Origin of the sequence: Pseudomonas sp. 3MA1, from assembly GCF_029237275.1 — a bacterium.
Lineage (GTDB): Bacteria > Pseudomonadota > Gammaproteobacteria > Pseudomonadales > Pseudomonadaceae > Aquipseudomonas > Aquipseudomonas fluorescens_AP.
The window spans coordinates 74012-91570 of sequence record NZ_JAACFX010000003.1; the positions used below are offsets into that span (position 1 = coordinate 74012).

Consider the following 17559-nt stretch of genomic DNA (forward strand, 5'->3'; position numbering starts at 1 on the left):
AAGCCTTCCAAAATGTATTCGCGACGAGCCCTTCAATCGCGCTCGTTGGTCTGTTGCCACATTTTTCGGAGGTGCTGATGACTCACGTCAAACGGCTGCCTGCGCTGGTTTCACTGAACCGGCTGACTTATCAATTCGCCCATGGCGACACCCTGTTCGATGCCCTGAGCCTGAGTTTCGATGGCCTGCCCACGGCCATAGTCGGGCGCAATGGCGTGGGCAAATCCCTGCTGCTGCGCCTGATCGCCGGCGAACTGCAACCCTCTTCGGGCAGCGTCCAGTGCTCGGCCCGCCTGACCTATGTGCCCCAGGACCCGCGACCGGCAGCGCGGCAGACGCTGGCCGAGGTCGCCGGGCTGGCCAAAGCCCTGCACGCCCTACAACGCCTGGCGGCCGGCACCGCGACCGCGGAGGATTGGCAACACGTCGATGGCCGCTGGGACCTGGCCGAGCGCCTGCGTCAGGCCCTGGATCAAGCCGGTCTGGAACGACTGCAACCGGAAGATCCGGCCACGACCTTGAGCGGCGGGCAACTGGCCCGGGTGGTGCTGATCGGCGCTCTGCTCAGCGACGCCGACTTGCTGTTGCTTGACGAACCCAGCAACCACCTGGACCGGGCCGGACGCCATTGGCTGATGGAGCAACTGCAACACTGGCGCGGCGGACTGATTCTGGTCAGCCATGACCGCCCGTTGCTGATGCAGGTGCAGCGCATCGTCGAACTCGGCCCTCAGGGCGCCCGGGTCTACGGCGGCAACTACGCCCTGTTCCAGGCCCAGCGCCAGGCCCATGAACATGCTGCCCAGGCGACCCTGGAACAGGCGCGCACCCAGCGCAGTCGCGAGCACAAGCGCCTGCAGCGCGAGCACGACACCATCCAGCGCCATGCCGCGGCTTCGCGCAAGCACGCCAAGACCGCCAATATCTCCAGCTTTGAACGGGCCAAGATACTCGGCGCCGCCCGCGACATCATGGGTCAGGTGCGGCACCAGCATCAGGGCCACAAAAGCGCCCTCGACCAACAGGTTCGCGAGGCCTACGCCCGGGTCGCCCCGGAGCAGCCGACCCTGCTCAGCCTGCCCGAAACCCGCCTGGCGGCCGGCCAGACGTTGTTCAACCTGCAGCGGGCGCAACTGCCCTGGCTGGACAGCGGGTCGCCGGCGACCTATCTCACCGCCAACCTCAGCGGTCCGGCACGCATCGCCCTGGTCGGTCCCAACGGTTGCGGAAAATCCACCTTGCTGAAGATGCTGGCCGGGCACCTGCAGCCGCTCAGTGGCCACTGCCGGGTGGCGGTGGCCAGCGCCTATCTGGATCAGCACCTGCGGCAATTGGCCGCCGAGCGCTCGCTGCTCGCGCAGTTGCATGGCGGCGCCACGCCCCTGGAGGAAAGCACCTTGCGCACCTGGCTGGCGCGGTTGCAGCTCGATGCCCGTCGGGTGCAGCAACCCTGCGCCCTGCTCAGCGGCGGCGAACGCTTGAAGGCGGCCCTGGCGCTGGCGTTGTGGGCCGGCAACCCGGCGCAGCTGTTGCTGCTCGATGAGCCCACCAACCACCTGGACCTGGAGTCGGTACAGGCCTTTGAGCAAGCGCTGCGGGACTTTCCCGGCGCGCTACTGGTGGCGTCCCATGATGAGGCCTTTCTCCGGGCCCTGGCGCCGACCCATGAGTGGCAATGGTCAGCCCGCGGCTGGCAGCTGCGCGAGTGTCGGCCGTGAACCAGCGCTGCCCGCCAGCGCGTCGCCCGCCCTGTACCAAACGCCAAGCGCCTGCCAGCCGCCAAGACCCGGCGCCGGCCATGCGCGGTTGACCACCCGGCACAAAAAGCCCCGCTCTCTGGCGGGGCTTGGGCTTAGGGCTTCAAGGGACGCTCTTCATCCAGCTCGGAGAGGCTCTTGCCGTCGTCCGGGTGTTTCCAGGTCTGCGGTGGCGGCTCGCGGTGTTCGACTTCGTGCTGCTGCGCTTCATCGCTGCGTTCATGCTCGTAAGGGCGTTGCTCTGGCGTTGTCATGCCCACCTCTCTTCCTGAAGGGATTTTTCACTGCCCTGTTCAGGTTAGAACAGATCCGGCGAGCACCCGCTTTCGTCGAGCGGACCACCGCCGGTCAAGATGAAATTTCCTTCACCCAAGGGCCGAACGCGCCTGTGTATAGTCGCTTTGCTCATTCAAGCAACTACGTTCGCCCGCCCTCTCCCGCGGGCTTTTTTTTGCCGGCCACAAACGCCGGCAAAGGCTCACTGCGGGTCGATCTCCTGGCAGTCCTTGAGCAGTGTCTCTTCCTCGGCGGTGTGGTCGGCCTCAAGGAACGACAAGACGCCCTGCTTGCCCTTGGTATGCCAGCGGAAGCTGTTCTGCTCGTCATCGGCGATATACAGCGCCCCGGAACCCGAACGGGCGATGTGCATGGGAATCAATTGGTCCTTGTAGTGGAGCGTGGCGAACGAGGTGCCATTGTCGATGTTCAGATAGGCCGCCTCGATGCGCACATTGCCCTCGCACCGATAGCGCGCCACCTGGCTCTGATAGGTCGGCTCAGGGGTGGGTGACTGAGCCTGGGCAGCCTCGGTCAGAATCGGCAAGGCCGAAGCCAAAGCCACGGCGCAGAGCGTTGCGAGACGAGTTTTCATGGTGTTTCCCCGGATGGTCAAAGATGCCCCATGGGACTGGTGACAGCGATTTTAGTTCATGCCCGAAAGGCTTCGCCCCGGGCTGCCGAGCGTTCCAGCACAGCGCTGGCTCAGGTGCCGGACGGGCGCTCGCGCCCCCGGGTTTGGACGCCCCACCCCACCCGGCACACAGCGCGCTACTGCCAATCTTTTTCTCAGACTGACACCGGAGGCTCGACCCGATCGCGGGGCATCAGGGTCAGGTAGTCCTCAAGAGAATCCGAGGACAGCGGCTTGATCATGATGCGCACCCGGTGCCGCAGCCGGCCTAGCTCGATCCCGTCACGGGTACGAGCCTCAACATAGCCGCAGGCTCTCCAGAAGCCCTCGGCCCGGACGTTATCGAACACCACGCTCAGGCGCAGCCAGCGCGCGCCCAGACCGGCCGCCCAGTCTTCAAGCTCGCGATGCAACTGCCGGGCAATGCCCCGGCCCTGCAGCGAGCCGGCCAGCATGAACAGACCAATGTGCCAAACCCCGGGCGCCAGCAGATCGCTGACGATACTGACCATGGCCACCAGCGCACCTGTCCCGTCGAAGTAACCGATCTTCCACTTGCGAGTGAAGGACCAGCCCTCTGGCAAGCAGTCATCGATTTCATCGCGGGCTTCGTCCGGCTGCGGCGCACAGCCGTGAACAATGTGGAAGTAGTCCGGACTCTCAACGAAGAACGCCTGCAACCGCTCGACATCTGACAGGCTGATCTCCCTGACCAGCAGTCCAGTGGATGAATGAGGCAATGGTCCTTGTTGCATCGAGTAACGCTCCGAAAGGGCCACAAGACCCGTGCATGAAAAGGCGATCCTAGCGCTCCCTGCGCAACCGGCGACATGGTCAATTTGTTGAAAAAATGTATAACGTCCGTGGTGGCCTGCATCTGGATTTTCATGGCGAGCTGTGGGATGAGCCCGTCGATTCGCCCCCAGTGAGCCCCAGGACCACAATGCCTCGCTGATCCAGAAAGCCGTCATGCTGATGGAGGAAGCAGGAGAGATCGCCCGCCTCATCGACACGATGCCGCGGCTGCCGGCTCTTGTGCGCTCGGTTGATCTATCAGCGCGTGCGCGGGTGCTCTTGCGACATCCAGAGCGTGGTAGCCTTCGCGCTGATTCTCAAGCGCCGTGGAAACCGATCGAATGACCAAGAAACAGCCGGCACAGAGCAGCGCCGTGACTGCTGCCGATATCGAGCGATCCATACAGGCCCTCAACAAAATGGCTGAGCGCCTGTGGGGAGAGGGCCGAGAAGCGGAGGCCCAGGCCCTGATCAATGCCCTGGACGGATTAAACCGGGCACTGGATCGGATCAGGATTGGAGAGAGCCGCAAGGTTGTCACCCTGCATTGAGGCGTAACCAGCGCCACTGTCCTGATCAACCTTGAGTGGCCGGGGCGTTGACCTCAAGGGGTACGCTATCGTCGCCCCGACACCATCAGCGGCTTTTGGCGATGACCTCGCTCATGTACTGATTCAAGTCGCGAAAGTCCTTAACGCTCCAAGGGTGCGGCGGGATCTTTACCCCGTTCTCGCGCAAGGTTCTGGGGATCAAGTCGCCATTGGGACGCAGGATCACTGAAGAGACAATCACGCCCGGATAATCATTAAGGCGTTTTTTGAACGCGGCGGTGGTCAGATCCGGTGTCGGCGGGTTGCTTTTATGCGCCAACGGGCCCGTGCCCTTGATGTCCGCTCCGTGGCACACCGCGCATCGCTGCAGATAGAGGCTTTTGCCATTGGCGTTCTCCGCCACCGACAGCGGGGTTTGAATGAGCGACAGGAACCCGAGTGAGGCGATAAACAGTATTTTTATACTCATTTCCATATGGCCTTGTTGAATAAAACAGTGCTGTATCGAGGGCAAACACGGCAGTGCTCCGCGCCCATGAAAGCAACCCATGGATTTCACCGAGCAAGCGCTGCCGCCGCCTGAAAGCCGGCCATTCTCTTTCGACACACCCTGGCTTGCAACGGTCTTGCTCGGGGCTCATGAACGGCACCGGATCCATACTTGCCACGCCAATCTCGCCCCAGGCCGTTGCCCGCCAGCCTGGGTGCATGCGCCCAGGCCCTGGACCTGCCCCGATCTCGTCAGCCCCTGGCGTTCGCCCCGGCCAGGCTCATTTCAGTGGCGCTGCGCCCGGCCAGCCAAGCCAGCACCGAAGCGCCGACCAGCACCACTGCGCTCAGCTCGAAGGTGGCGCGATAGCCGCTCAGATCAAAGGCCAGGCCGCCAATGATCGCCCCACCGGCGATAGCCAGTTGCACAATGGCCACCAGCAAGCCGCCTCCGGCTTCGGCATCATCGGGCAGCGTTTGCGCCAGCCAGGTCCACCAGCCAACGGGAGCAGCCGTGGCGACCAGCCCCCATGCCCCGAGCAGCAACGCGGTCAGCAGCGGCGATGCGCCGAAGTTCACCAGCGCCAGTGCGATGACCGCCATGCCCAGGGGGATGAGCGTCAGGGTGCGGTAGAGGCCGTTGCCCATGAATCTTTCGATCACACAGGTGCCGATGAAACCTGCCACTCCCAGCCCCAGCAGCATGAAGGACAAGGTGGACACGCTGACGCCGGTGACGACCTCCAGAAATGGCCGCAGGTAAGTGAACAGCATGAACTGCCCCATGAAAAACACGCTGACGGCAAGCATGCCCAGGGCGACCGGCGACTGCTTCATCAGCCGCAAGACGTTACCGCTCGCCGCCCGGCGCTCGACCTTGAAGGACGGAAGGCTGATCAGCAGCCACACGGCGGCCAGCGTCGCGACAGGCACCACGCAGAAAAATGCGCCGCGCCAGCCTATCAGCGAGCCCAGGAAGCTGCCCGCCGGGGCGGCGATGACCGTGGCCAGAGCATTGCCCCCGTTGACCATGGCCAGCGCCCGGGGAACCTGATCAGGCCGCACCAGGCGCATGGCGGTGGCCGCCGACAGTGACCAGAAACCGCCGATGGCGATGCCGATCAGGGCACGTCCGAACATGAACCAGAGGTAGCCCGGCGCAAGGGCGACCAGCGTGCCCGACACCATCATCAGCAGGGTCAGGCACAGCAGCAGCCTCTTGCGCTCGACCCGAGCGGCAATCGCGGCAATCACCAGGCTGGTGACCAGGGCAAAGGCCCCGGACACGGAAATGCCCTGCCCGGCCTGGCCTTCGGTGATGTGCAGGTCTGCGGCGATGGGCGTCAGCAGGCTGACGGGCATGAACTCTGAAGCGACCAGGGCGAATGCGGCCAGGGACATGGCCAGCACGGCGCTCCAGCCGGTCTTTTCTGCGGAACGAAAGGTCATTGACTCTACCTGTGCAGCTAAGGGCGGGTGGGTGTGGCGGTTGGCGCCAGCGTCGCGTTATCGATCACGAAACGGTACTGGACGTCGCCCCGGAGCATCCGCTCGTAAGCCTGATTGATGTGTTGCGCAGCGATCAGCTCGATGTCCGCGACGATGCCGTGCTCGGCGCAGAAATCGAGCATCTCCTGGGTTTGCGCGATACCGCCGATCATCGATCCGGCCAGGGTGCGGCGCTTCATGATCAGGTTGAACACGTTGGGCGCGGGGTGCGGCGAGGCCGGCGCGCCCACCAGGACCATCGCGCCATCGCGCTTGAGCAGCACCAGCAAGGCATCCAGGTCGTGGGGCGCGGCGACGGTGTTGATGATCAGGTCGAAGCTTTGCAGGTGCGCGGCCATCTGCCCGGCATCGCTTGAGATCACCACGTCATCGGCGCCGAGGCTTTTGGCCGCCTCGCGCTTGGACTGGGAGGTGGTGAAAGCCACCACCTGCGCGCCCAACGCGTGGGCCAGTTTGATGCCCATGTGGCCCAGGCCACCGATGCCCACCACGCCGACTTTTTTCCCGGGCCCGGCCTGCCAGTGCCGCAGCGGCGACCAGGTGGTGATGCCAGCACAGAGCAGCGGCGCCACGGCCGCCAACTGCGCCTCGGGGTGGCGAATACGCAGCACGTAGCGCTGATGCACGACGATCGCCTGGGAGTAGCCACCGAGCGTCCAGCCCGGCGCGTCGGGCGTGGCGAAGTTGTAGGTGCCGATCATGCCGTCGCAGTAGTTCTCAAGGCCTTCGGCGCACTCCTGGCATTGCTTGCAGCTGTCGACGATGCAGCCCACGCCGACCCGATCGCCCGGGGCGAAGCCGATGACCTGGCGGCCCACGGCGGCGACCCGGCCGACGATCTCGTGACCGGGCACACAGGGAAACTTCGTCCCGGCCCATTCGCCGCGCACCTGGTGCAAGTCCGAGTGGCAGATGCCGCAATAGGCAATCTCGATCAGCACATCGTCCGGGCCGGGATGGCGCCGCTCGATACACAGGGATTCAAGGGGTTGGTCGCCCGCCTGGGCGCCATAAGCTAAGACATGCATGGAGGCTCTCCGCTAACCGTTCGCCGCATTCTCCCGCTCGGCCCGCCCCTGCCCTAGTGCATTGCTCTTGAATACTTGCCTAATCCTATGGGGATGCAGGGGGATGGATAGGAAACCCCGATGGCGCGGATTAGAGTTCGCTCAACAGGAGCCATCCGCCATGAGCCACAGCAATTCGCGCGCCCCATCGCCTCTGGCGCTGAACATCGACCCGCGCGTCAGCGCGCCCGGAGACTTCGCCACCGCCCTCCCCGGCCTGTCGCTGTTTCGTCGCGACCGGCCGGCGCCCCCTGCCGTGTGCATGATCGAGCCGAGCCTGGTGCTGGTGGGGCGTGGGGAAAAGCGCTTGTGGGTCGGCGGCGAAGGCTACAGCTATGACCCTTCGCGGTTTCTGCTCACCTCGCTGGACCTGCCGGCCAACTCCGAAGTGATGCTCGCCAGCCCCGAGCAACCCTGCGTCGGGCTGGTGCTCAAACTCGACGTCAGCCTGCTCGCCGAGGTGATCAGCCAGTGCGGCTTGCCGGCGCAGCGCCAACCCTCCTCGGGCAGCGGCGTTGGCATTGGCACCTTGTCGTGTGCTCTGGAAGACGCGCTTGATCGTCTGCTGGCCCTGCTCGATGAACCCGAGGCGATCCCGGTGCTGGCGCCGCTGATTCTGCGGGAGATCCACTACCGGCTGCTCAATACCGATCAGGGGCCGCGGCTGCGGCAGATCATTGCTGTCGATGGCCAGGGTTACCGCATTGCCAAAGCCATCGACTGGCTCAAGGTCAACTACACCACGGCGCTGCGCATCGATGAGCTGGCGGCGCGGGTACAGATGAGCGCCCCGACTTTTCACCACCACTTCCGCCAGCTCACCGGCATGAGCCCGCTGCGCTACCAGAAGTGGCTGCGGCTGAACGAGGCCCGTCGGCTAATGTTGATGGAGCGTCTGGACGTTTCGCGGGCGGCGTTCGCCGTCGGCTATGAGAGCCCTTCGCAGTTCAGCCGTGAATATGGCCGCCTGTTCGGCGCCGCGCCCAGTCGTGACATTGGGCTGCTGCGTGGAGCGCCGGTTGCGGCAGACGCGCTCGGCAACCGGGCAGGTTGAGCCGAGCAGCAGCTTTACCGCTGATGCGCCTTGCTGCGTGTCAGCCCTTATGACAATGCCCTTCAACCGATGATCCAGCGGGTGAGCCATGGAACTGAGAATCAACCAGAAGACCTATCAGGTCGATGCCGACGCCGATACGCCCTTGCTGTGGGTGATCCGCGATGAGCTGGGCATGACCGGCACCAAGTACGGCTGCGGGCTGGCGCAATGCGGCGCCTGTTCCGTGCTGGTGGACGGCAATGTGGTGCGTTCGTGCGTGACGCCGGTGGCCGGGGTGGTCGGCCGGGAGGTCACCACCATCGAGGCCATCGAAGCCGATGAGGTGGGCAAGCGGGTCGTTGCCACCTGGGTCGATCTGCAGGTCGCCCAGTGCGGCTACTGCCAGTCCGGACAGGTGATGGCGGCCACAGCGCTGCTCAAACAGAACCCCGAGCCGAGCGACGCGCAGATCCGGGCGGCGATGGTCAATCTGTGCCGCTGCGGGACTTACAACGCCATTCATGCCGCCCTGCATGAGCTGGCCGGCAAGAGGAACCTGTCATGAAGCCCACTATCGATCCTGCCCTGGAGGCCTCGGCGCTGGCCCTGCACGATCCGGTCAATGTGTCGCGCCGGCGCTTTTTGACCGGCACCGCCGTCGGCGCGCTGGTGCTGGGCTTCGGCCTGCCGCTGGGTTCGCCCCGGGTGCAAGCGGCGACGCCTGCCGCGCGCGGCACCCAGGTCCCGGCGTTCCTGGAAATCCGCCCGGACAACCGCGTGCGCCTGCTGTGCCCGTTCATGGAAGGGGGTCAGGGCACCTTCACCGCGATGGCGCAGATCGTCGGTGAAGAACTGGACGCCGACCCGGCGAGCTTCCTGGTGGAGGCCGCGCCACCCGGCGAGGCCTATGTGGTCATGGACAACGGCATGCGCATCACCGGCGGCAGCATGTCGGTGCGCATGAGCTACCCGGTGATGCGCCGCCTCGGCGCCCTGGCCCGCGCCATGCTGCTGCAGGCGGGCGCATTGCAGCTGGGGGTGGCGGTGAGCGAGTTGAGCACCGAGCCTGGCAAGGTGCTGCATGCCGCGTCGGGCCGCGCCTTGACCTACGGTGAGCTGGCCGAGCGGGCGATGGACCTGCCGGTTCCCGATCCGGCCTCGGTGCCACTGCGCGACCCGAGCCGGTTCCGCTGGATCGGCAAGCCGGTCAAGCGCGTCGATGCCTATGACAAGTCCACGGGCAAGGCGCTCTACAGCATCGACCTACAGGTCGAGGGCATGCTGCATGCCGCTGTTCAGCATGCGCCCCGCCTGGGCATGACCGTGGGCGGTTTGCGCAACGAAGAGCAGGTCAAGGCGATGAAAGGCGTGCACTCGGTGCATCGTCTGCCGGGCGCCGTGGCGGTGGTCGCCGAACGCTGGTGGCACGCCAAACGCGCGGTGGAGGCGATTCAGGTCGACTGGCTGGAGCCGGCGCCCGACAGCAAGGTGCGGCCGATGCCCAAAGACTTTTCCAGCGACGGCTGGATCCAGCGCCTTGCCAAGGAAAAGGGCCCGGCCAGGGACGACGAAAACCTGGGCGACGCGGCGTCGATTCTGGCCAGCGCCAAGACCCGGATCGACGCCACGTACCACAACCAGTACCTGAACCACGGGCAGCTGGAACCGCCTTCGGCGCTGGCCAGATTCAACCCCGACGGTTCGCTGGAGGTCTGGCTGCCGAACCAGGCGCCGGACATGTTCCTTGCCGACATCGCCAAGCGCACCGGGCTGGATCCGTCGCGCATCACCTTGCATTCGCCACTGCTGGGGGGATTCTTCGGCCGGCATTTCCTCTACGACGCGGCCAGTCCCTATCCCCAGGCGATCGAGCTGGCCAAGGCGGTTGGCCGCCCGGTGAAACTGATCTGGAGCCGGGAGGAAGAGTTCCTGCGTGACGTGCTGCGTCCGGTGGCCGCGGTGAATTTCCGCGCCGCGCTGGATAACGACGGCTGGCCGCTGGCAATCGAAGCGATCAGCGCCACCGAGGGGCCGACCGAGGCCCTGGCCGGCCGCCAGGGTGAAAAGCTCGACCCCACGGCGCTGGAAGGCTTATCGGGCAAGTCCTACGCGATTCCCCACAAGAGGATCGCGCAGATCTACGTCAAGGGCCCGGCCATGTTGGGTTACTGGCGTTCGGTGGGTAATTCCCTCAACGACTTTTTCTATGAGTCCTTCCTCGACGAGTTGGCCGACAAGGGAGGCAAGGACCCGTTCGAACTGCGCCTGCATCTGCTGCGGGACAATCAGCGCCTGACCACACTGCTGCAGGCGGTGGGTGATCTGTCGGGAGGCTGGAAGCGCGGACCCTTTACCGCCGAGGACGGCACCCGGCGCGCGCGGGGCGTGGCCATGGCGTCGCCGTTCGGCACCCAGACCGCGGTGATTGCCGAAGTCTCCATCGAGAACGGGCAAGTCAAGGTGCACGACATCTGGCAGGCGATCGACCCCGGCAGCATCGTCAACCCGGCGATTGTCGAGGCCCAAGTCAACGGCGCCGTGGCGCTGGGGCTGTCGCAGACACTGGTGGAGGAATCGGTGTGGGTCGATGGCCGGCCTCGGGCTCGCAACTACGACTTGTATCCGATCCTGCCGCCTGCGCGGATGGCGCGGGTGCACGTGCGAGTGGTCGAGAGCGGGGAAAAGATGGGCGGTATCGGCGAGCCGCCGTTGCCCGCGGTGGCGCCGGCCGTCGTGAACGCGGTGGCGGCGCTGACGGGACAGCGGGTCCGCAGCCTGCCCATGAGCCGCCACACCTTCACCTGATCAGCGCTGGAGCGCCCATGAATAAGCGTCGATTCGCAACAACCGTTGGCTGGCTGACCGTGCCGTGCCTGGTCGTGGCCGGCCTGCTGGCCTGGTACGTCACGCGCGAGCCCGCCTCGGCGCTTGCCAGCCCCCCGACCACCCTGGCCGACATCGACCCGGCGCTGGTCGCCCGCGGTGAATACGTCGCCCGGCTCAGCGATTGCGTGGCTTGCCACAGCGTACCGGGCGGCGCGCCGTTCGCCGGGGGCCTGGAAATGGCCACGCCGCTGGGCGCGATCCATGCGACCAATATCACGCCGGACACGGACACCGGCATCGGCCGCTACAGCCTGGCGGACTTCGACCGGGCCGTGCGCCACGGTGTGGCCCCCGGCGCCCGCCGCTTGTACCCGGCGATGCCCTACCCGTCCTACGCCAAGCTCAGTGATGACGACGTGCGGGCGCTGTACGCGTTCTTCATGAAAGACGTGGCGCCGGTCAGACAGGCGAACATCCCGAGAGCCATTCCCTGGCCCCTGAACCTGCGCTGGCCGATTGCACTGTGGAACGCTGTGTTCGTCGACGCCGAGCCCTACGTGGCCAAACCGACCCAGGATGCTGTGTGGAACCGCGGCGCTTACCTCGTTCAGGGCCCCGGGCACTGCGGCAGTTGTCATACACCCCGCGGCCTGGCGTTCAACGAGAAGGCGCTGGATGAGTCGGCAGCGCCGTTCCTCGCGGGTGCCTTGCTCGATGGCTGGTATGCGCCGAGCCTGCGTGCCGACCACAACACCGGCCTGGGCCGCTGGAGCGAAGCGCAGATCGTGCAGTTCCTCAAGACCGGCCGCAACCAGCACGCGGTGGTCTACGGCTCGATGACCGAGGCATTCAACAATTCCACCCAGTTCATGACCGACCCAGACCTGATGGCCATTGCCCGTTACCTCAAATCGCTGCCTGGGGACCCCGGGCGCGACGGCCCGCCCTGGCAGTATCAAGAGCTGCGGACCGCGACCGGGCCCGAGGCGCCTGGCGCCCACATCTACATGACGCATTGCGCCTCGTGCCACGGCCTGGACGGCAAGGGACAAGGCGAATGGATGCCGCCGCTGGCGGGGGCTACCTCTGCCCTGGCCAAGGACAGCGCCTCGGCGATCAACATCACCCTGAACGCTGCGCAGCGTGTCGTGGCCGCGGGGGTGCCGGACGCCTATCGCATGCCGGCCTTGCGTGAACAGTTGTCCGATCAGCAGATCGCCGAGGTCCTGACCTTCGTACGCGGCGCCTGGGGCAATCATGGCGGCGCCGTCGAAGCCCGGGCAGTGAGCCAGTTGCGGCAACGCACCGATCCGGCCAGCAGCAGCCCGATCATCCTGCACATGCGCTAGAGGAGAGCCGGATGGAAAGCATCGATTTGCAAGTCCTGCGTACCGCGCGGGACTGGCGCGCCGCCGCAGAGCCGGTGCTGCTGGTCACGGTGGCGCGCACCTGGGGCTCTTCACCGCGCCCGGTGGGGTCGATGATGGCCCTGCGCGGGGATGGGCGAGTGGTGGGCAGCGTGTCCGGCGGCTGCATCGAGGACGACTTGATCCACCGCTATTGCACCGCCCATGGCGGCGCCGGATTCACGGAGGGTCTGCCTGAGGTGGTGCAGTATGGCGTCAGCGCCGACGACGCCCATCGCTTCGGCTTGCCTTGCGGCGGCACCCTGCAGCTGGTTCTCGAGTTCAACCCGTCGGGGCCAGCGCTGGCGGAACTGGTCGCCGCACTCGACAGCGGACGCCTGATACGCCGCGGCCTGACTCTGGCCAGCAATGAGGTGACACTGACCGCCACGGCGACACCCGAGCAGTTCAGTTTCGACGGCCAGCAGATGTTCAATACCCTGGGGCCGGCGTATCGGCTGCTCATGATCGGCGCCGGCGCACTGGCCGAATACCTGGCCACCATGGCCTTGTTCAACGGCTTCAGGGTCGCGGTTTGCGACCCCCGTCCGCAATACATCGAAACCTGGGGGGTACAGGGTGTGGACTGCATCATCGGCATGCCCGATGACGTGGTCCGCGACTTCGCCGTCGACCTCCGAACCTGCATCGTCGCCTTGAGCCACGACCCCAAGCTCGACGATCTCGCGCTCCTCGAAGCCCTCCACGGCCCGGCGTTCTACATCGGCGCCATCGGTTCGCGACGCAACAGCCAACTGCGCCGCGAACGCCTGATCGAGCATTTTGGTGAAACCCCGGCCTCACTCGAGCGCCTGCACGGACCGATCGGCATCTACATTGGCAGCAAGACACCTGCGGAAATCGCCGTCAGCGTGATGGCCGAGATCCTTGCCGCCAAGAACGGCGCCAGCTTGCCGAGCGCCTTCAGCATCGCCCAGGCCAAACACGCCATTGAATCCGTAGCCTTGTCGCCCTAGCACCCGCGGCCCGCTGCTGCGTCGAACCCTGTCCGGGGCTCAGGTCCTTCGCTCTTTGATCAGCACGACTGGCAGTTGGATCTGCTCGGGGGCGGGAGCTAGGCGGATACCAAAGTCGGATGACCCCACGCCATTCAGGTGACCATAAACCTAAAAAATCATCGGCAATTCAAGGTTCACTTCCTATGGGGGCGAGTGGGTATCTATCCCCAGAACCGCCCTCCAAAAGATTCTTCAGGGCCTTGGCTTTGCGTACATCTCGTTCCGCCACACAGTTATTGAATGCAGAACTCTGAACCGGGCCAGCGTCAAGACAAGGATCGCGATACTCCGGAGGTGGTGCGTGGAAACACCCAGCCATGAATAAAATCGCCAGCACCACGACAAACTGTCTCAAGTTCAATCCTCATATTAAAAATGGTGACGTTATCCCTCTATCTGCTCAAGGATCCAACTTGGATCGCGAGGTTAACCGCCACCAAACGTACGACTCAGGCTTTGCGCTACTGAAAACCTGATGTTAAATAGGCTCCCCCACCCTGCAGACGCAAAGGACTTGCAGTCATGCTCTCACTGAGCCGAGTGGCTCTTGCCCTCATCTTTATGCTGGCGTCAACTGCCGGCGCTGCTAATGACGAAATCTCCCAGGAATGGGCGCGTCTGATAAAAGCGGATTTTCAAGACGGCTGTGTGAGCCGGTTGGACGAATACCTGTCCACCTTTGGAAGCAACGGTGTACGCTTAGGCGCATGGCTTGTGCAAACCTGTGAAGGCAATTTTGAGTATGGCGCGAGTTATTATCCGCTCGACGTGCGTACCGAAAATAAACGGATCGGGGTCCGGCGGACGCAGAAACTTCCTCCACTGACACCGACACAGTTGAATAAAATGTACTCGTTGAAGGGATAACGCGACAGAAAGGAAGAGTTATCTCCCTGTTTAAGACGGCCATCTTTCTAGTGGCTTCCGCTACGCCGCGTTTGTTGAGTCGCCAAGTACAGGTTCCCGCCCTTCTCCCACCAGCCGTCCTCTCGCTCGTACTGGCCTAGGCCGATGCCCATTTCGCGACAGTTGAAGTCGAGGATGATGCTCAGGCAGTCGTGCACGCCGTGGGCGAACTTGCGGTCGATCAGTAGGGCCTGGTAGCCCTAGGACGCGAAGCTCACAAGCTAGCCTGAGCGCACCTTTTCGTCATCGTCCTTGCGGACCTCAAGGATGTGCAAGGTAAGCCCGAATGCCTCGCAGGAAACGTGATCTGCCTCACTGGGCGCTGCGGGCTGGTCTAAGTGGCTGTGCACGACCGCCAGCACCTGGGCGAGGCCGTGTTGCGGCAAGCCACATAAACCTCCTTTCGCCCCTCACGAATCACCCAACCGCAGCACTCACGCGGGTACATCTTCAGGTTGAGGAAAGCCTTCAATACCCAGGACGCACTTGCCATCCTTCTTGATGTAAAAAGCGCGCACGGATTCGACTACCCCTTCCAGGGTATCCCGTTGGAATTTCAGCATTGGGCGTCTCCCGGAGACGTAGATGCAGCCCCCGCCCGCGAAGAAAAACTTGATTTATCTCTACATTGTAATTACATTGGAGTCACAACAAAGAGAAAGGAGCGGTAAATGAACTCGGTACAATTTATTCATGGTGAAAACGGAGAAGCGATCTTTGCAGTGATGCCAATCGCTGTGTATCGGGATCTCGTAGCGGGTAGGTCAGCTTTAGAGCCAGCGGCTCAAACCCACCCACTTGTTAATGAGGATCAAACCATGATCAAACTTCCTTATGGAGGTCTTAATGCTTATCTGCATGTGCCTGACCTGGTGAACTATTTGCAAAAGCACGGCATCAAGCACCTTGCTATCAACCAACGAGCTCAGGTCTATACGGCTTATCCGGAGAACCAGCTCATGACCCTGGACCCGATCATCCGTCGCGAATTCATTGATGACCTGCGCTACAAAAACACCATGCAGGCAACGACCGAAGTGATTGATGCATTGGTATCGACTGGAAAGTTTCGCCGTTGCAAGCAACGCTACGAAGGCGTATTTACTCGCGCCGTCAACGCGATTGAACTGGTCGACTAACCAGCCAAGCGGGCTATCTCAGCCCTGCCTTTTCAAAGGCAAGCGGCTCAAGGGCTTTCATTTGCTCAAGGGTTAGGGATGAGAAATTTCGGCCCAGCTGAAGCTCGCTAAATCGCACGACGCTTAACCCACCATCACGCAGCAGCTTGGCGCGGCTAGGGCCTATTGCCTTAACCTGAAACGCGCTCGGCTGCTGCGCCAGCCAGTCGTAATAGCCAAGGTCGGCCCTTACCTGCTACGGGCCATCCTCACCGACAGATACTCGCGTGGCACCCTCAGCGAACAGTCTGCTGAACCTGGTAACCGGCACGCCTTAGTCAGTCACCTCTGCCTGTTGTCGTTCAGTAGCTCAACAAAATGCCCAAATGTGCAGTTTTCATCGTTAACGACATAGGCGGGATCCTCCGTCCAGAACGAGAGAACCATCATTAGCAAAAACATTGATTGCAGTCATTGGCGACAATTGGGGCCGGTTTTTTAACAATCACCGGATTCAACAGCAACCCCACTCCCCTACTCAAACGTTCTGCACTCCCCCCCGCGACCATCGGCCAGTAGCGGAGATGAGTGCAGCCGAGTTTTGTTGGACCAGCACCCGCCACTCTGGAGTGCAATCATGTCAGCACACCGCGTTGCTGTTTTGTGCGAATCGTGACCACTTGGCACCGGACAAAATGGATGCCAGGGACACTTGCTCGGGCGAAACGTCCAACATTCTTTGGCATGAAGATGAACCATGGTTTATCGAAGATGGGGAAGTTGCACGCGCCGCCCCATCCGCCAGCGCGGAGCCTGCCGAGTCCTGCGGCGCCTGCGGTAGTTGCGCAGAGACTGCCGGCTTGATCGGCAATCGCCGCTGGTAGAGCGCGACATCCTGAAGCGCAAGCCGGCAAAACGCTGCACGCATGAGTTCATCCCTTTTACAAAGGGCTGCGGCAGATCCGGCGAGCCTCACAACGTCAACTCCCCAGAAGCCACGAGCATCCAGAGCGTAACCGGCTGGGGTGCCGCTGATGGCTGTTTCTGGGATAACGATTAGCATATGGCGCACCGGATGCCAGAAGGCCGGCGGCATGGGCTTTGGCAACGTCACGGATGCGCTGATGAAGCTGGACAAGCAGCTCCGAGGCAAGAAATCCCGCCAGGAGTACTTTTGTACTCCACCCGTAAAAACCGAACGCTCATCTAACTCAGCCGCTGAAAAATCGAATGACAGGAGCCAGGAAGCTGATCTTGTCCACCGATTTTACAAAGCGGTCAAAAGCCTTTTCGCTAAGAATGAATGCGGGTATGAAAAAGATGCTCGAAACCACAACAGTTAATAAAAACCCAGTCCAATCAGTACTAACAAAGACCGCGATCGCTACGCCCAGCATCAATAGCCCCATTAGAAAGAACAGCCGCCGAGCAGATTTTTGATGTGGATATTGATTGAACATGATGAGGCCACCCTTGCCACTTTCAATCACAGTAGTTCCAGGGTGGATTTTTGTCGAAGCATACGCTCTTTACGGGAGGCCCAGGTAAGCGCTAACCAGTCCAGTCAGGTAATGGGCGCAGACGACATCCGAGAAGATTAAGACGGCCCAGACCTCTCGGTCCACCAGGTCGTCGCGGTGCCATCAACTCGCGGCGAACACGCCAACCAACCCTACGGTAAACTAGGTATCCAGCCTATTGAGCTGGCGTAACAGAAACACCATGCGCTCGCTCCGTGGGGCATGTTTGAAATTGATCAGCCCCAGTAGCACTCCCAGCTCAGAGCGAAGGGTGCGGTGGGGCCGCAAGCGAAAAAACCTCACACAATAGCGAGATCCTGAATAGGTGCGCGTGTCTTTCCGTTGAACGCGAGACAACTAAAGACAAGCTATCGGCCGCCGATAGTGGTGTGCTATTCAATTTTTTCAATATCGCACCACTTGAAGTTGATCAATGCGCATTGATAAGGAGCGTCTCTTGCTTGATACCATTTATATCGTTGATGAATACCTAGCAAAGTCAAAACCTGGCCAGAACATCGGGGTTCAGGATGGTGGAACATCCAACACCCAATAGAAGCCGTTAAATGAAACGCTTTCAGTAGATTATGTAAATTATCAACTGTGATTGTATACGACCCGCGCTACTCGAAGCGAAATAGTGTGTGCCT

General features: G+C 62.6%; 18 protein-coding genes and 1 pseudogene. 9 read left to right on the forward strand and 10 right to left on the reverse strand.

Annotation, left to right across the window (positions count from 1 at the left end):
- Window positions 1-77 precede the first annotated feature (77 nt).
- On the forward strand, window positions 78-1718 hold the full coding sequence (locus GWQ44_RS09280) for an ATP-binding cassette domain-containing protein (RefSeq protein WP_275927113.1): 1641 nt from the start codon (window positions 78-80) through the stop codon (window positions 1716-1718).
- A gap of 134 nt (window positions 1719-1852) precedes the next feature.
- On the opposite strand, the gene GWQ44_RS09285 is transcribed toward GWQ44_RS09280, so the two are convergent.
- From GWQ44_RS09285 to GWQ44_RS09295, 3 genes are all read right to left on the reverse strand, one after another.
- On the reverse strand, window positions 1853-2011 hold the full coding sequence (locus GWQ44_RS09285; RefSeq protein ID WP_177435124.1) for a hypothetical protein: 159 nt from the start codon (window positions 2009-2011) through the stop codon (window positions 1853-1855).
- A 224-nt stretch (window positions 2012-2235) separates the two neighbouring features.
- Window positions 2236-2628, reverse strand: a complete 393-nt coding sequence (locus tag GWQ44_RS09290; protein WP_103741538.1) for an MliC family protein — start codon at window positions 2626-2628, stop codon at window positions 2236-2238.
- Between the two features lie 194 nt (window positions 2629-2822).
- Entirely contained in the window at window positions 2823-3422 is a 600-nt protein-coding gene (locus tag GWQ44_RS09295) for a GNAT family N-acetyltransferase (RefSeq protein WP_275927114.1), read from the reverse strand.
- A gap of 381 nt (window positions 3423-3803) precedes the next feature.
- On the opposite strand from GWQ44_RS09295, the gene GWQ44_RS09300 reads away from it, so the two are divergent.
- Window positions 3804-4013: a hypothetical protein gene (locus tag GWQ44_RS09300; protein ID WP_275927115.1), complete on the forward strand. Its 210-nt coding sequence runs from the start codon at window positions 3804-3806 to the stop codon at window positions 4011-4013.
- 85 nt (window positions 4014-4098) lie between these two features.
- Here the strand turns inward: GWQ44_RS09300 and GWQ44_RS09305 are convergent, their stop codons facing one another.
- The 3 genes from GWQ44_RS09305 to GWQ44_RS09315 form a co-directional block, all read right to left on the reverse strand.
- A complete protein-coding gene (locus tag GWQ44_RS09305) occupies window positions 4099-4482 on the reverse strand; it encodes a cytochrome c (RefSeq protein WP_275927466.1) in 384 nt (127 codons plus the stop codon).
- A gap of 272 nt (window positions 4483-4754) precedes the next feature.
- The gene (locus GWQ44_RS09310) at window positions 4755-5951 is read right to left on the reverse strand and encodes an MFS transporter (RefSeq protein WP_275927116.1); all 1197 of its coding nucleotides are present in this window, start codon (window positions 5949-5951) and stop codon (window positions 4755-4757) included.
- Window positions 5952-5968: 17 nt separating this feature from the next.
- A complete protein-coding gene (locus GWQ44_RS09315) occupies window positions 5969-7039 on the reverse strand; it encodes an NAD(P)-dependent alcohol dehydrogenase (RefSeq protein WP_275927117.1) in 1071 nt (356 codons plus the stop codon).
- 160 nt (window positions 7040-7199) lie between these two features.
- On the opposite strand from GWQ44_RS09315, the gene GWQ44_RS09320 reads away from it, so the two are divergent.
- From GWQ44_RS09320 to GWQ44_RS09345, 6 genes are all read left to right on the forward strand, one after another.
- A complete protein-coding gene (locus GWQ44_RS09320; RefSeq protein WP_047304841.1) occupies window positions 7200-8132 on the forward strand; it encodes an AraC family transcriptional regulator in 933 nt (310 codons plus the stop codon).
- An 88-nt stretch (window positions 8133-8220) separates the two neighbouring features.
- A complete protein-coding gene (locus GWQ44_RS09325) occupies window positions 8221-8679 on the forward strand; it encodes a (2Fe-2S)-binding protein (RefSeq protein WP_016967300.1) in 459 nt (152 codons plus the stop codon).
- Window positions 8676-10919 (forward strand): molybdopterin cofactor-binding domain-containing protein, encoded by a 2244-nt coding sequence (locus GWQ44_RS09330; RefSeq protein WP_275927118.1) that lies wholly within the window; start codon window positions 8676-8678, stop codon window positions 10917-10919. Before GWQ44_RS09325 ends, GWQ44_RS09330 begins: the two co-directional genes overlap by 4 nt.
- Before the next feature lie 17 nt (window positions 10920-10936).
- A complete protein-coding gene (locus GWQ44_RS09335; protein WP_275927119.1) occupies window positions 10937-12289 on the forward strand; it encodes a cytochrome c in 1353 nt (450 codons plus the stop codon).
- Between the two features lie 11 nt (window positions 12290-12300).
- Window positions 12301-13323, forward strand: coding sequence for an XdhC family protein (locus tag GWQ44_RS09340; RefSeq protein WP_275927120.1), 1023 nt, complete (start codon window positions 12301-12303; stop codon window positions 13321-13323).
- Between the two features lie 564 nt (window positions 13324-13887).
- On the forward strand, window positions 13888-14232 hold the full coding sequence (locus tag GWQ44_RS09345) for a hypothetical protein (protein WP_275927121.1): 345 nt from the start codon (window positions 13888-13890) through the stop codon (window positions 14230-14232).
- A 260-nt stretch (window positions 14233-14492) separates the two neighbouring features.
- On the opposite strand, the gene GWQ44_RS09350 is transcribed toward GWQ44_RS09345, so the two are convergent.
- Window positions 14493-14633 (reverse strand): hypothetical protein, encoded by a 141-nt coding sequence (locus tag GWQ44_RS09350; RefSeq protein WP_345894540.1) that lies wholly within the window; start codon window positions 14631-14633, stop codon window positions 14493-14495.
- Window positions 14634-14705: 72 nt separating this feature from the next.
- Window positions 14706-14834, reverse strand: a complete 129-nt coding sequence (locus tag GWQ44_RS09355) for a hypothetical protein (RefSeq protein ID WP_275927473.1) — start codon at window positions 14832-14834, stop codon at window positions 14706-14708.
- 108 nt (window positions 14835-14942) lie between these two features.
- Here GWQ44_RS09355 and GWQ44_RS09360 point away from each other — a divergent pair, with 108 nt between their 5' ends.
- Window positions 14943-15410, forward strand: coding sequence for a hypothetical protein (locus GWQ44_RS09360; protein WP_042941814.1), 468 nt, complete (start codon window positions 14943-14945; stop codon window positions 15408-15410).
- A gap of 13 nt (window positions 15411-15423) precedes the next feature.
- Here GWQ44_RS09360 and GWQ44_RS09365 read toward each other — a convergent pair.
- Together GWQ44_RS09365 and GWQ44_RS09370 are read right to left on the reverse strand one after the other, a co-directional pair.
- Window positions 15424-15720 (reverse strand): annotated as a pseudogene (locus tag GWQ44_RS09365) (phage head morphogenesis protein); the annotation flags it as partial.
- Window positions 15721-16600: 880 nt separating this feature from the next.
- Complete coding sequence (locus GWQ44_RS09370; protein WP_275927122.1) at window positions 16601-16849, reverse strand: hypothetical protein; 249 nt, start codon at window positions 16847-16849, stop codon at window positions 16601-16603.
- Window positions 16850-17559 lie beyond the last annotated feature (710 nt).